Below are 14,395 nucleotides of genomic sequence, written 5' to 3'. Positions count from 1 at the left end.
GATATGTCTGAGTTTGATGTGTCGGGTTTTCTTGCCTCATTTTTTGATGAGGCCAGAGAACGCCTGCTGTCAATCAATCGCAGGCTGGTATTGCTGGAGGCGGGGAGCCTTGACAGCGATGGCCTGAATCTGATGCGCCGGGATGCGCATACAATCAAGGGTTCAGCGCAAATGCTGGGTGTGCAGGATGTCAGTGAGCTGGGGCATCTGTTTGAAGATGCTATGGAATATACCATCAGGCACTCGCCTGAAGATGTCGATGCATTGACCCAGTTTCTTTATGATGTGCATGATGCGCTACAGGAGCGTATCGGCCATCATGATGCCAAACGCAGGCTGGATACGTCATTGCTGTATGAGCGCTTCCAACAGTTGTGTACTCCTGCTCCGGACGCCGCTATCAAATCCTCAGCGGAAAAATCGAACAACATGTCTGAGCAAGCCGATACGCAATCGGACAGGGCCAAACAGAAGCCAAAAACAAGGCAGGGCGGCAAAGGGGTGCGACGTAATGGCAAGGTGTCCAGAGATGTTCTGGCGACTATCAAGGACTCGTTGGAAAACTCGTTAGCCGCCGCTACAAAGCGTGAGCCTGCTCCGGATTTGCAGGCAGGGGTGGAGCATGCAAACACGCCTGCTGTGCCGGGAGAAAAAGTTGCTGCCTCATCTGCTGCGCCGGATAGCGCACCACGCAGTGGCAAAGCCCGCAAACGCAAGCGACAGGTGCCAAAAGCATTGCTCGTTGCGATCAAGGGCTCCATTGAGGAATCTCTGGAACGCGGTGAAAATGCGGCGACCGATCTCTCTGTCGGGGCTGGCAGCGAGAGTGCTCCGGTGGCATCTACACCGATTGACTTCAGGCCGCCGGACGAAGTTGTGCCTGCACAACAACCCGAGTCTCAACAGAACTCCGGTAATTTCCTGCGAGTGGACAGAGCCCGCCTGTTGCGACTGTCCAATCAGATTATTGAGCTTGGCTCGGATCGTTATCGTCCGGATGCATCCGAAGCCCGGCTGCGCAAGCTGGCTGACGATATAACGGCCATGAAAGAGCGTATACAGGCACTGACCGGATCAGATGGCGGCCATGGCATGAGGGTATTGGCTGCAGATCTGGAGCGGCAGGGCAGGCAGGCGCAGATTCTGGCCGGAGAATTGCACCATCAGCACAAGCGTTCGGCAGCCATGCTCGATGATTTGCGCGATCAGGTGTTTGGCTTGATGCTCAGGCCGCTGGCCAGCGTATTTTCGGTGTTTCCGCGTACGGTGCGCGATGTGGCCGGCCGTAGCGGCAAAAAAGTACAATTGCTGATTACCGGTGAGTCGATTGAGATGGATCAACTTGCGGCTGAATCACTGACGGAGCCGTTGGTTCATCTGGTCAATAATGCTATTGCCCATGGTATTGAAAACAGTGCCATGCGGCTTGCATCGGGCAAGCCAGAAGAGGGGCAGATTACCGTGACTGCACGCCGGACGGGTGGGCTTGTTTCCATCGATGTGATGGATGACGGTCTTGGTATGGATGTGGACGAACTGCGTACAAAAGCTATTGCCAAAGGGTTGATCAGTGACGCGGAAGCCGTCGATATGGATGACAGGGAGGTTCTGGAGCTTATTTTTCATCCGGGCTTTTCTACACGCAGTGTGGTCGATGATCTGGCAGGCAGAGGCATGGGCATGAGCGTGGTGCAGGATGTCATGCGTGAGCTCAGAGGGACGATTCATATACATACTGAAAAGGGCAGAGGAACCCGTTTTCGCCTGACACTGCCGGTGGCAATCGGTTTGCAGCCGGTTATTGTTTTCCGCATCGCCGATCAGCGCTTTGGTATGATCAGCAATCTGGTGAAAAAAGTGTTGCCCCTGCAGGAGCAGACGATCCGGCAGGGACACGGACCCTATGCGCGGGGCTATATCGACTATGAACAGCACAGGGTGCCGCTGATTGATCTGCGAACGGCACTGATGATGGGTGAGGAGAGTGCGCCGGATGCGAATTCGGGTATTCTGATTGTCGAACACCTTGAAGGTTATCTGGGGCTGGTTGTTGATGAGTTGTTCGATACGCAACAGTTGATGGTTCGGGAGATCGATCCCTATCTGCGATATTACCACCCTGTCGGGCTGATGGGCTGCGCAATTATTGATGACGGTTCAGTGCTGTTATTGATTGAACCGGACGGCCTGAAGCTGATGTGGCGGACGACTCCGGATGTTGATGTCGATAAATTGCGTGACGGTAAGTCGCTCTATACCGGACGACGTATTCTGCTGGTGGATGATTCCACTATCGCCCTGCAGGTGGAGAAATCGATGTTCGAAGCGCTCGGTTTTCAGGTCGATACCGCTATCGGTGCATCCGACATGCTCGAGAAGGTTGGTCTGCACGGCTATGATCTACTGGTCTCGGATGTCGAGATGCCGGAGATGGATGGTATCAGTCTGATTCGTCATTTACGCGAGCAGGCGGAGTTTGCGCACATTCCTATCCTCATTATCGCTACGCGCGAGGCTGATGAGGATCGACAGCTCGCACTGGATGCCGGTGCCAATGCCTATCTGGTCAAGCGACACATCAAAGGCAGGGAAAAAATCCTGCGTGAAACAGTGTCGCGTTTGATTAACGTTGACGAATCGCTCGGATAACAGTACAAATCGCACCCCCGCAAAGATGCTCCCATCGTCTAGCGGTTAGGACGCTGGCCTCTCACGCCGGAAACAGGGGTTCGATTCCCCTTGGGAGTACCAAAAGAGAATCCAACAGGATTCATGAAGGCTCAGAAACCCGGTGTTTCTGAGCCTTTTTTCTTGCTGTAACGAAACTGACATGTAAACCGTTCCAGACGAAGTCTTGTTTCAATGCACCGTCTCAGTTCGATGTGCTTACAATCGGGAGCCCAATGTGGACTAGATTGCCGCGAATAGCTGATAGGGTATTGGCTTTGTCTGTAACCTCCGGTCCTATACCGACAAATCTACCGGAAATGAGGGCAGGCGCAGTCATAGCTCCTGGTTGGTTTGAGCGCTCATTTCCGGTCGATATGCTTTTACACTATTTTTTCCCTCGGTTTTGGCATAATACATAGCGATGTCTGCCCGTTTGATGAGTTGCTCGGCATCATCGGCATGATCCGGATAGAGGGCTACTCCGTTGCTTGAGGATATATTGAGAGTCAGCCCCTCGATTTCGAAAGGTTGATTTAATTCATGCCGAACCTTCTCTGCGATCTTCAAGGCATTTTTTATGACTCCTACCGAGGGGAGCAGAACAACAAATTCATCGCCACCTATTCGGGCTGCGGAGTCGGATTCTCGCAGGCAACCAGTGATGCGATCTGCAACTGCCTTCAGCAGCAGGTCTCCGATGCCGTGTCCGAACTGGTCGTTGACGGGTTTGAATTTGTCCAGATCGACAAATATAAGCGCAAGGGAACATTTTTCACGTTTGGCATTGGCTATCGCCTGATGCAGGGTGTTGTGAAACAGTGATCGATTCGCCAGTCCGGTGAGTGTATCGTAAAAGGCTTGGTACTCGACCTTATCTTCCATAAGTTTACGTTCGGTAATATCGTAAAACCAGCCAAGCACGGCCGGCTTTTCCTGGTATTCGATTGGGAAATAAGAGGCCAACACCCATTTGGTCCATTGAGGTGACCCGGGCGAGCGAATCTCGACCTGTCGGTTCACGACCTGCCCACCGCCGGCGAGCATTTTCACGACTTCGGTATACTCTTCCGGGTGGGCGTAATAGCTGGATGGCTTGGCGCCAATAACCTTTCCAGCCGGCAATTCGATCAGGTTTTCGTAACAACTATTGGCAAAAACCACCCGGTTGCTGGCTGCATCCGCGATGCGAGTGGCAATGGGGCTGCTCTCCAGTATCTGAAGTAATCTGGATTCATTTTCGCTCGCCTTGATGCGCAGGTTAAAATTCTCCTCGAATCGGAGTTCGGATTGCCGTCCGCTGAATAGCAAAAACATTAAAAACAGCAGAATCATCGCGCTCAAGCCGAGAAAGATCACATCACCTTCGGCAGCCAGGAACACAGCGTGCGATACCAGGGGAGGCACTATGAAGCCCATCAGCGATTTACGGTCAATGGCCAGAGTCGAGGCTGCTCCTGCACATAGTCCGGCTAATGTGAATGAAATATAGATTGTATGTGCGATATCTCTGGCTGGTGAGAGCAAAATGCCGCCAAGCCCCCAAACGATACCGGTAATGACGATGCCGACCCGAAAGCGAAACAGCCAGCGATCAGTATCGGCAGGGTAAGTTGTGCTTGCTTGTCGTTTCCAGGCGATAAACAACCCTGTTCGGCCTATTAACACCGCGCCAAGGATAGCGAACCACCCAAATAGCAGGACAGGGTCGATTACTGATGACTGAATGCTGATCAGGATCGCAGCAAGCATCGCACTGATTGCAATGGATACAGGCAGGTGGGAATAGAGTAGTCTGACCTGTTCTGCCTGCAGGGAGTCGGACTGGTTACCGACTCCAGCTGTATGCAACCGGGCTGCAGACTCATCCGGGGTAGCGCCGTTTCCGGGCAGTCGTGCTACTTCGCCGTTGTCAGGTTGTTTTTTCCACAATATTGCATTCTCCCGAATCGTCCAGAAGAAAGTATAAACTCTTTGGCAAGAATTAGAAAATATTTGAACTTTCACTCATATGCGGTAAATCGGGATTTACGAGGCTTATCTGGAGGTGTTGTACAGCTACAGCGACGGCAAGCTGCAGCGTACCAAAATTACTGGTGCGGACGGCAAGCTGATGGTGGTGGAGAATAACTGATCGTTGCCAGTCTTCGTTTAGTCATATTATTGTGTATGGACGTTTTTTCCGATACATGGTTGTGTTAACGTCGCTGTTGTTGAAGATGCTGTTTTTAGCACAGACATTTGTAATCAGGGTCGCCTATGAGCAAGGATGCTGAACCAAACGATACGACACGTTATACGGCTGAAATTCAGGAGAAATACCTGCTTCAGGCCGTCATCAATGCCGTTCCGGCACCGATTTTTTTCAAGGATACCGAGGGGCGTTACCTCGGCTGCAACCGTGCGTTTGAGCAATATACCGGCAAAACGCGCGGTGAATTGATCGGCAAGGGGGTACATGAGCTGTTTGATCAGGAGCTGGCTCAGGTTTATTTTGAGGCTGATCGCGCCCTGTTCGAAAGCCGCGAGCACCAGGTGTACGAAGCTCAGGTTGAATATGCTGACGGTTCGGTACGCGATGTGATGTTTCACAAGGCTGTTTTTCAGGCGAGTCACGAAAATATTGAAGGCATCGTCGGGGCGATTCTGGATATAACCGACCGCAAAAAAGCCGAAAAAATGTATCAGGAGATGGCCCTGACCGATGCCCTGACGGGGCTGAATAATCGTCTGTCGATGATGAACCATCTGGAACATGCTTTTGACAGGACGCTGCGCTCAAAAAACGGGCTCGCCCTGTTGATGCTGGATCTGGATAACTTCAAGTATATTAATGACAACTACGGCCATCCTGCCGGGGACCTGTTTCTCAGAACAGTCGCCGATAGACTGAAACATGTGGTGCGCAAGGCAGACGTAGTCAGCCGCTTGGGTGGCGATGAATTCGCCATTATTCTTGAAGATATTACCGATATTACCCAGGTGACGCATGTGGCCGAAAAGGTTCTCAGCCAGTTTGCACAGCCGGTAGAAATTGACGGCCATATCCTTTCCATGGGCAGCAGTATTGGTATTGCCATGATACCCACGCATGCAAATAGTGTGGAGTCGCTGATGAAACACTCCGATATCGCACTTTATCAGGCCAAGGCGAAGGGAAAGGGTACCTACTGCGTTTATCTGCCCTGAAAGCGAGGGAGCACAGATGCAATGACGGACGGATTACGGAGAGAGTAAATGGAATACAGGCAGCTTGGAAACAGTGATCTACAGGTCTCGGCGCTAAGTCTGGGTACGATGACCTTCGGTGAGCAGAACAGCGAGGCTGAGGCGCATGCGCAGCTTGATCTGGCCGTTGATCGCGGGGTGAATCTGATCGATACAGCCGAGATGTACCCGGTGCCGCCGCGTGGTGAGACAGTGCATCGCACCGAGAGCTATATCGGCAGTTGGCTGAAGGGGCGAGAGCGCGACCAACTCATTATCGCCAGCAAGATCGCAGGACCGTCGCGCGGCTTTAAGTGGATTCGCAACGGACCGCGCATCAACGCCGAACATATCCATGCTGCCGTTGATGCCTCTCTTGCCCGGCTGCAAACCGATTATCTGGATCTCTACCAGATTCACTGGCCGGATCGCTATGTGCCGATGTTTGGCAGCAGCAGTTACGAGTTGTCAGAGGAGCATGAGTCCACGCCTATTAGCGAGCAGTTGCAGGCGCTTGGCGAACTGGTGGCAGCTGGGAAAGTGCGTTACATCGGCCTGAGCAATGAAACGCCCTGGGGCGTTGCTGAGTTTATCCGTTGTGCCGAAGCACTCGGCCTGCCTGAAGTGGTGTCGATCCAGAATGCCTATCACCTGATGAATCGCACCTATGAGTCCGGTCTGGCCGAGGTGTGTCGCCACTCGGAAGTAGGGCTGCTGGCTTACAGTCCGCTCGCCTTTGGCTGGCTCTCCGGTAAATATCATGCCGATGCAGAGGCCAGCGGCCGCATTACCCTGTTTCCGGGTTTTGGTCAGCGTTATAACAAACCGAATGTGCAACCGGCCACTGCCGAATATCTGCGCATCGCCGCCGATGCCGGGCTGAATCCTGTACATATGGCGCTGGCTTTCGCGCGCAGTCGCTGGTTTACCAGCAGTGTGATTCTCGGAGCTACCAGCCTTGCACAGCTGAATGAGAACCTGGACAGCGCCGATGTTGATCTGTCGGCCGACGTGCTGGAGCAGATCGAAACAGTACACCAGTATTACCCCAACCCGGCTCCGTAAGCGGGTATCGGCAGTGCCGTGATCTTTGCTGCACAACAGCCGCGGTAAAGGGCTGAAATTGCCTATAGCGCCGTACTCGCCTACAATCAGGCAAACAATCCGGTTTGCGCCGGCTGGAGGCAGGTTATGAAAAAAGTATTGATTGTTGTGGCAGCGTTGGTGGTGGTTGCCGTTGGAGCGCTGGTCTATGTGGGGGCGAATCTCGACAGCATCGTCAAGGAAGCTATCCAGACCTACGGCTCCGAGGCGACAAAAACCGCCGTACGTGTCGATAGTGTCAAGCTGGAGCTGAAGAACGGCAAGGCGCAAATCAGCGGTTTGACCGTGGCCAATCCGGCAGGCTTTACCGACCCGGATATCTTTGCTCTGGGCGTGATCAGTACGAAGGTCGATATCGCATCGATCAACAAGAATCCGATTATCATCGATGAGATCCATATCGGCGCACCGACCGTGGTCTATGAAATCAACAAGTCGGGCGTCTCCAATATCGATGTGCTGAAAAAGAACCTCGGCGTAGGCGGGAGTGACAAGTCGGCCGGCTCATCCGGCGGCAATCAGGTGAAGATGATTATCCGCAAGCTTGTTGTTGAAGGTACTTCGGCGAAAGTGCGCATTGCCGCCCTCGGCAAGGATCAGACCGTGGCGCTGCCGCGGATTGTTATGACCGATATCGGTAAGAAGAGCGGCGGAGCAACCGCAGCCGAAGTGGCAACACAGTTGTCGGGCAGAATGCTGAGCAATATCAAGGGCTCGGTGGCAAAAATCGGTGTGGATAAATATCTCGGAAAATCCGCCGATGCGATCAAGGCGCAGATGTCCGGTGTTGGCGGAGCAGGCGCCACCGACAAGCTCGGCGGCGCGCTCAAGGGGATGCTCGGCAACTGATATCCGTCACGCTCGTTGTATCTTCCCAAGTCGACGCGTATCGCTAACAATGCGGGCATGAAGAAGCCGGCGATGAGAGGGCGGGGGGCTACGGTCAATCCGGCGGGGCGTTTCGCGCTGCAGCAGAGCGAGGAGTTCGACGACGGCTGGTGGCAGGATGATGAGCCGTCGCCACAAACCCGGCTGCTCACCGATTCGGCGCGGACGATCATCAACTATAACAACTCGCCCGATGTCCCGTTTGATCGCTCGATTAACCCTTACCGCGGCTGTGAACACGGCTGTCCCTACTGCTTTGCGCGTCCTGCCCACAGTTTTCTCGATCTCTCGCCGGGACTCGATTTCGAGACGATGATATTCCACAAGCCGGAAGCGCCGGAGCTTCTGCGCTGCGAGCTGTCGAAGCCGGGATACCGCGCAGCCCCGGTGGCGCTCGGCATCAATACCGATGGCTGGCAGCCGCTGGAGAAGCGTTTGAAACTGACCCGCCGAATTCTGGCCGTACTGGCCGAATTCAATCATCCGGTCTCCATCGTCACCAAGTCGGCGCTGATTGTGCGCGATCTCGATCTGCTGGCCCCGATGGCGGAAAAAGGCCTGGTCTCGGTCGCGATCTCGCTGCCGACCATTGATCCGGAGTTGGCTCGCCGCATGGAGCCGCGTGCAGCCACACCGGCACGCCGTTTGCAGACGATGCGTTCTCTGGCCGATGCAGGTGTGCCGGTCGGTGTGCTGGTTGCCCCGGTCATCCCTCACCTGAATGATCATGAGCTGGAGGGAGCTCTGCAGACTGCTCGCGACCACGGCGCGCGCTGGGGAGCCCACGTGTTACTGCGACTGCCGCACGAGCTGAAGGAGATCTTCCCCGCCTGGCTTACGGAGAACTATCCAGATCGCGCTGCCGGCGTACTGCGTCAGTTGCGGGAGATGCGCGGCGGCGAGCTCTACGATGCGGGTTTCGGTACGCGTATGAGCGGCCAGGGTATCATGGCGCGCCTGCTTATTGATCGTGCCCGCAAGACCTGCGCCCGGCTGGGACTAAACAGTGAAGAGTGGCAGCTGCGCAGTGACCTGTTTCGTGTGCCCGGAAGGGCAGTGCAGCAGCAACTCTTTTGAGCGCCAATCGATTGCCTGTAAAGCCAGCAATTTGGCAGTGTGACTATTCCATAGAAACTGTCCGTCTTCCTTTGCCTGATGGGGGTGTATCGTCCCGCCTATGAGACCGATCCTGTTTGAGAATACTTATGCCGCGCTGCCGGAGCGTTTTTATCAGCGCATTCATCCGGAGCAAGCGCCAATACCTGAGCTGATCAGGGTTAATGAGGCGCTGGCCGAAGCATTCAATCTCGATATCGACTGGCTCAGATCGGCGGACGGGGTCGCTATGTTCTCCGGCTCCCGCCTGCCGGAAAGCTCGCAAGCCATCGCCATGGCCTATGCCGGTCATCAGTTCGGTGGCCTCTCTCCGCAGCTGGGTGACGGGCGTGCACATCTGCTCGGTGAGCTTGTCGACAGTCACGGCGTGCGCTTTGATGTTCATCTCAAGGGATCGGGGCGCACGGCCTTCTCCCGTCGCGGCGACGGTAAGGCAGCGCTTGGTCCGGTGTTGCGGGAATACATCGTCAGCGAGGCTTTTGCCGCTCTGGGGATTCCGGCTACGCGTACACTGGCTGCGGTGCTGACCGGTGAGCATGTTTTTCGCGACGGGTCTGTGCCCGGCGCCGTGCTTACCCGCATGGCTCAAAGTCATGTGCGTGTCGGTACATTCCAGTATTTTGCAATCCGAAATGATCGGGAAGGTGTAACGCTGCTGGCCGACTATGTGATCGAACGCCACTTTCCCGAACTGCGGCAGGCGGAAAATCCGTATCTTGCGCTGTTTGAAGCGGTGGCGCTCCGGCAGGCGGAACTGATTGCCCGTTGGATGGGGATTGGCTTTATCCACGGCGTGATGAACACCGATAATATGCAGGTGGTTGGCGAGACCATTGATTTCGGCCCCTGTGCCTTTATGGATCGTTTCCATCCCGACAAGGTGTTCAGCTCGATTGATGCGGCGGGTCGCTATGCCTGGAACAGGCAGTCGCGCATGGCCAAATGGAATCTGGCGCGTCTGGCCGAGGCGCTGCTACCGCTGATCGATGCGGATCAGACCAAAGCAATTGCTGCAGCCGAGGCTGTGCTTGCACAGTTTAGTGAAGCATTCCGGAATCACTATGTGAGCATTTATTCAGCCAAGCTGGGGTTGGCTGAAGCCGATGAGAATCAGGCCGACAATGAAGCCTTCATCAGGCAGACGCTCTCGGTACTGGCCGACAATGCAGTCGATTTCACACTCTTTTTCAGACACCTGACTCAGGTAGCAGAAGGAGAGGAAGAGGGTGCTCTGGTGGCGCTGTTTGCCGATGCCGGGGCGGGCAGCCGGTGGCTTGAGTTATGGCGACAACGTCTGGCCGACAGGCCCGACAGGGAAGCGGCTGTGAAACTGATGAAGCAGTCGAATCCGATCTATATCCCGAGAAATCACAGGGTGGAGCAGGTGATCGAGCAGGCCCAACAAGGCAACTTTGCACCCTTTCATGAGCTGGTCGATCTGTTATCTCACCCGTTTGATGAGCAGCCCGGTTTTGAGCACTATGAACTGCCACCCGAACCGCACGAGGAAGTTCAGGAAACCTTCTGCGGCACCTGAGGCGGCAACGGCGAAGTCCATGACAGTCTGTAACCGGCCCACAATCAGCCATTCGCCAAACTGAATTAGAAATTCCGCCCCATTTTTCCGACGGATGCTACGATGCTAGACCTGACCCCGTCATTATTTTCTCCTTATTTTAAATATAGTTCTAACGTTTCAATTAAGGGGCCGAGCGATTAGCGAGGTCCCAGCCCGCACATTATGCAGGCGAACTTGAATGGTTTGTTAGACATTATATTTCAATCACATCACCATACCGCATGATACTGCATTCAACACCCAGCTTCTCTACTTCACGCTTGAACAATTGATCATCTGCTGAAGCGATATTTTTAATCCAGAAAAATGCAACGTTATAATGGCAAGGAATTACCATTTTTGGTGCTATGAGTTTCACTGCCTCAAGCGCATCGGATACATCCATTGTCCACGCATTATCACCTGGTCCACCAATCGGAAGCATCAATATATCCGGTTTCAAACCTGCCCATTCAGTTTGTAAAATAGAATCTCCCAGATTCACAATCGTTTTTCCATCTAATGTGATTTTAAAGCCTACAGAACCGATGCCGACACGTTCTCCTGGCCCTGGTTGCTTCCTTATTCTGAACCATAGGATTGGTACACTGATGGGACCATGAACGGTTTTGACTGCTTCAATTTTAACATCGCCTAAAATGACAGCCTCTCCAATATCTAATGGATGTGCATCTTTAAATGGAATCCAGGACGTTAAACCTCTACCGCGAGGATCGACCAGCAGTGTTTCGCCATTTTCAACTTTAGCCAGTTCTTTCCCACATACAACGGGTGCATTGCTGGCTTCGGCTACCCGATCTGCTTGCCAGTAATGGTCTGGGTCACCATGGGTTATCAGAATATGCGTAATACTTTTCCATTCTGTTTCTGGAATGAGGCTGCTTAGATTAAAAATCCAGAGATTTTGACCCGGGTCAATGGCAATTTTGTTTTTACCACTTTCTATTAGAAACGAATTGTAAAGAAAGTGTCTTATTTTCATGGAAAACTCTTATGCTTTATTTGAGCTTCTGACTTATTTTAGGTTTTGAAAGACACGTGGGTCAATCGCCGCCGCACTAAACATACCACCGGCAAGCGCTCCGGCGATGCCTGGACTCATCACGTCCTGACCTGCCAGGAACAGACCGGATACAGGTGTACGAGCGTTGAGTGCATCCGATAACATTCGACGCGGCGTTGTTTCGACACCATAAAATCCACCTTGCTCGTGGCCGGTAAAAAATGCCGTTGCCAATGGCGTACCAAGTTCATGGTAGGCGATCATTGGCGCCAGATCCGGAAACTTGTCCTTGAAGAAGTCCAGCAACCTGGATTCGATACTCTGCTTGAACGCTGCCCACTCGTCGGGATGTTCAGCCCCACCGCCATTCGCAAATTCGGCGACCGACGACCAGTCAGCCAAAAGCATCACATCGGCGGTGTGCTTGTTCGTCGGACCCGGATCATGCGCGGGATTCTTAAGTGAAGAAAACGACACAAACGCCATCGAAAATGGTTCCGTGTCTCCCCCCGCCCAGGTGCTGTCATAGGTATCCCAGCTATTAAAATACCAGTGGTTCGCACGCGTTGCCCCGTGTTTAGCGATGTCACCCTCTAAGCCCAGATAAAGATCGAAGTGACAGATCGATGGTTTGAACGTGGCTATCTCCTGAGCCCAGGACTGTTGGCGAATATCCTCTGGCAGCAGGTGCCTCACGGTTTCACCAGCGCCGATCGCCGAGACGATAATGGGTGCATTAAATTCTTCACCGGATTGGGTGCGCACGCCCACGGCTTTACCATCTTCAAGCAATATCTCGCTAACCGGTGTTGCAGCGCGAGCACTGCCCCCCGCAGCTTCGATCACAGGAACCAGTCCTTTTGCAATGGCGCCGGCACCGCCGACGGGATAGGCGGCGCCTTCAAGATAATGCCCCATGACCATCCCATGAAAGGCGAAACTCGCTTCTTTCGGCTTGCCGCCATACGTACCCCACTGCGCCGACAACACGGCGGCCAGCTTCGGATTACTGATGAGTTCATCGATCACCTCACCGGTCGTGCGACTAGCCCAGCGCTGGATCTTCTTTTTATTCCACCAATGATGGGCGGAACGAAAAGGCTCAGGAATCGATCGCTCGGTACCTACCATATATGCAGCTTCCTGTGCTGACTGCAATGCTTCAAAGTAGGCATCGATTTCGGCTGCATTGTCGGGAAACCGGTCTTTGAGTTCCATCTTGTAGGCTTCAGCGGGGCGCCCTACGGGTATGTCGAAACCATCCGGGAAGTGCAGCGTGTCATAGATAGTACCGATTGAGTGAAACTTAATGGTGCCTCCACTGAGCCAGTCCAGGATCCGGCCGGCAAACTGGTCATGGCCGAATATGCCGCAATAATGGAGACCAACGTCCCAGCTAAAACCTTCGCGAGTAAAAGAATGAGTCAGTCCGCCAATGGCCTGCGCTTGCTCTAAAAGCAAGACTTTGTGACCCATACGGGAGAGTGCAGTGGCCGTCGTCATGCCACCCATGCCAGAGCCAATGACAATGACATCGAACTCATTAGTTGATGGTTTAGCTGTCATTCGAAGAGACCTCATTTTCGTCTACGTATGTATGTCGATAATACCCGTAACTGATATTAGTTTAGTTCAACCAGCTACTCTTGACCAAAAGCAGTTATTTATATTTAAACCATGAACTACATCTCGCAGATATTATTTTGCCGCGTAACTCACGGGCTCACTGGAGAGCGAACGGAGAAATCGAATCCGCTGAAGCCCATTGTCAGGCATGCTTACCTCGTATACCTGCAAACAGAAATATGGTTGCGATGATAATAATTACTGAACCTATACTTACCATCAGTAGAGGAGGATCGCCGGGTGTATTTGTAACCACATAGTAGACGACATAATTAGTCACAAATTGAAAAATTAAGCTTGATACTATTAATAGCCAGATAAGTCTACATTCGACGCGATGATAGAGATAAGTTACAAGGGTTACGTTGACGAGGCCAGCTACTAGTCCTCCGGCGCCTGCTAACCTGATTAAGGCGAGGAACAGAGTTTTGTAGTTTTCATCAAGACTATTCCAATTAACATTTAAGGCTTGCGCATGATATGGCATAAATTCGTTTGCAGTGACATATACAATGCCAAAAATTAAGTGGCTTATACCCACTATGGCGAACAAAATTAGAGCTAATTTCCAAATCATTGGCTTGGTTCGTTTAAATGCCTAACGCCAAGGCTCACAGGCGGCAAACTCTGAGCGTAGCGAAGAGTTTGACGTCCTTGTGGAGCCAATTGTTAGCCCTTGATATACCATACGATAAACCATGCGACAATGAACAAAATGGGGATAAAGATCCATGGCCCGAAATTGCGCGACAATTTCGATTTCAGAAGGGGCAAACCAATTACATCTGGCCCAGCATAGTCCGATGGTTTGTTTACTTCCCACCATTCATAAAGCCTTTTCATTGCTTGAGTAGCCGCATGAAGTGCAAGGAGCATAATCAGCGCCATTGAGATACCGACGCAGCACAGCAATACGACAAACGGCTCGACACCGACCTTGCCCCAAGAGAAGCCGAGTGCAGCAAACAATAGGCCTTGAACAGCAGTCAGCCAATTCACCCGGTGATTAATCACCTCGTTTTCCCGGTGAATCATGGTCCGGACCACATCCTCATATTGCGCCGGTGATAACCTCGTGTCGCTCTCCGAATCCAAGGCGCTACGCTCCCGGTTGGTGGCTAACATATTAATATACGCACGTATCTTTTTGCCAGGTGATTATAATGTCTTCCCTCTGATTCCTTGTTCTTCAACCTAGGTTAGGA

The 14,395-nt window shown here is 52.8% G+C and carries 10 protein-coding genes and 1 tRNA gene; 7 read left to right on the top strand and 4 right to left on the bottom strand.

Annotated elements, in window-relative coordinates:
- Positions 1-3 precede the first annotated feature (3 nt).
- Together SPV1_RS11555 and SPV1_RS11550 are read left to right on the top strand one after the other, a co-directional pair.
- A complete protein-coding gene (locus SPV1_RS11555; protein ID WP_009851396.1) occupies positions 4-2,649 on the top strand; it encodes a hybrid sensor histidine kinase/response regulator in 2,646 nt (881 codons plus the stop codon).
- A gap of 27 nt (positions 2,650-2,676) precedes the next feature.
- Positions 2,677-2,751: transfer RNA gene (locus SPV1_RS11550), tRNA-Glu, on the top strand.
- A 252-nt stretch (positions 2,752-3,003) separates the two neighbouring features.
- Here the strand turns inward: SPV1_RS11550 and SPV1_RS11545 are convergent.
- The gene (locus SPV1_RS11545) at positions 3,004-4,599 is read right to left on the bottom strand and encodes a sensor domain-containing diguanylate cyclase (RefSeq protein ID WP_009851395.1); all 1,596 of its coding nucleotides are present in this window, start codon (positions 4,597-4,599) and stop codon (positions 3,004-3,006) included.
- 327 nt (positions 4,600-4,926) lie between these two features.
- On the opposite strand from SPV1_RS11545, the gene SPV1_RS11540 reads away from it, so the two are divergent.
- The 5 genes from SPV1_RS11540 to SPV1_RS11520 all read left to right on the top strand — a co-directional run bounded on the left by SPV1_RS11540 (position 4,927) and on the right by SPV1_RS11520 (position 10,519).
- Entirely contained in the window at positions 4,927-5,856 is a 930-nt protein-coding gene (locus SPV1_RS11540; protein WP_009851393.1) for a GGDEF domain-containing protein, read from the top strand.
- A 48-nt stretch (positions 5,857-5,904) separates the two neighbouring features.
- Positions 5,905-6,939, top strand: coding sequence for an NADP(H)-dependent aldo-keto reductase (locus tag SPV1_RS11535; RefSeq protein ID WP_040881856.1), 1,035 nt, complete (start codon positions 5,905-5,907; stop codon positions 6,937-6,939).
- Positions 6,940-7,065: 126 nt separating this feature from the next.
- On the top strand, positions 7,066-7,827 hold the full coding sequence (locus SPV1_RS11530) for an AsmA family protein (protein WP_009851391.1): 762 nt from the start codon (positions 7,066-7,068) through the stop codon (positions 7,825-7,827).
- Positions 7,828-7,884: 57 nt separating this feature from the next.
- The gene (locus tag SPV1_RS11525) at positions 7,885-8,943 is read left to right on the top strand and encodes a PA0069 family radical SAM protein (protein WP_009851390.1); all 1,059 of its coding nucleotides are present in this window, start codon (positions 7,885-7,887) and stop codon (positions 8,941-8,943) included.
- Positions 8,944-9,043: 100 nt separating this feature from the next.
- Positions 9,044-10,519, top strand: coding sequence for a protein adenylyltransferase SelO (locus SPV1_RS11520; RefSeq protein ID WP_009851389.1), 1,476 nt, complete (start codon positions 9,044-9,046; stop codon positions 10,517-10,519).
- Between the two features lie 235 nt (positions 10,520-10,754).
- Here SPV1_RS11520 and SPV1_RS11515 read toward each other — a convergent pair whose 3' ends face one another.
- The 3 genes from SPV1_RS11515 to SPV1_RS14025 all read right to left on the bottom strand — a co-directional run bounded on the left by SPV1_RS11515 (position 10,755) and on the right by SPV1_RS14025 (position 14,315).
- The gene (locus SPV1_RS11515) at positions 10,755-11,543 is read right to left on the bottom strand and encodes an MBL fold metallo-hydrolase (protein ID WP_009851388.1); all 789 of its coding nucleotides are present in this window, start codon (positions 11,541-11,543) and stop codon (positions 10,755-10,757) included.
- A 33-nt stretch (positions 11,544-11,576) separates the two neighbouring features.
- The gene (locus SPV1_RS11510) at positions 11,577-13,130 is read right to left on the bottom strand and encodes a phytoene desaturase family protein (RefSeq protein ID WP_009851387.1); all 1,554 of its coding nucleotides are present in this window, start codon (positions 13,128-13,130) and stop codon (positions 11,577-11,579) included.
- A gap of 729 nt (positions 13,131-13,859) precedes the next feature.
- Entirely contained in the window at positions 13,860-14,315 is a 456-nt protein-coding gene (locus SPV1_RS14025; protein WP_009851385.1) for a hypothetical protein, read from the bottom strand.
- Positions 14,316-14,395 lie beyond the last annotated feature (80 nt).

Source organism: Mariprofundus ferrooxydans PV-1 (assembly GCF_000153765.1).
Lineage (GTDB): Bacteria > Pseudomonadota > Zetaproteobacteria > Mariprofundales > Mariprofundaceae > Mariprofundus > Mariprofundus ferrooxydans.
Note: the sequence above shows the minus strand (reverse complement) of the source record. Positions and strands in the feature narration are given on the sequence as shown.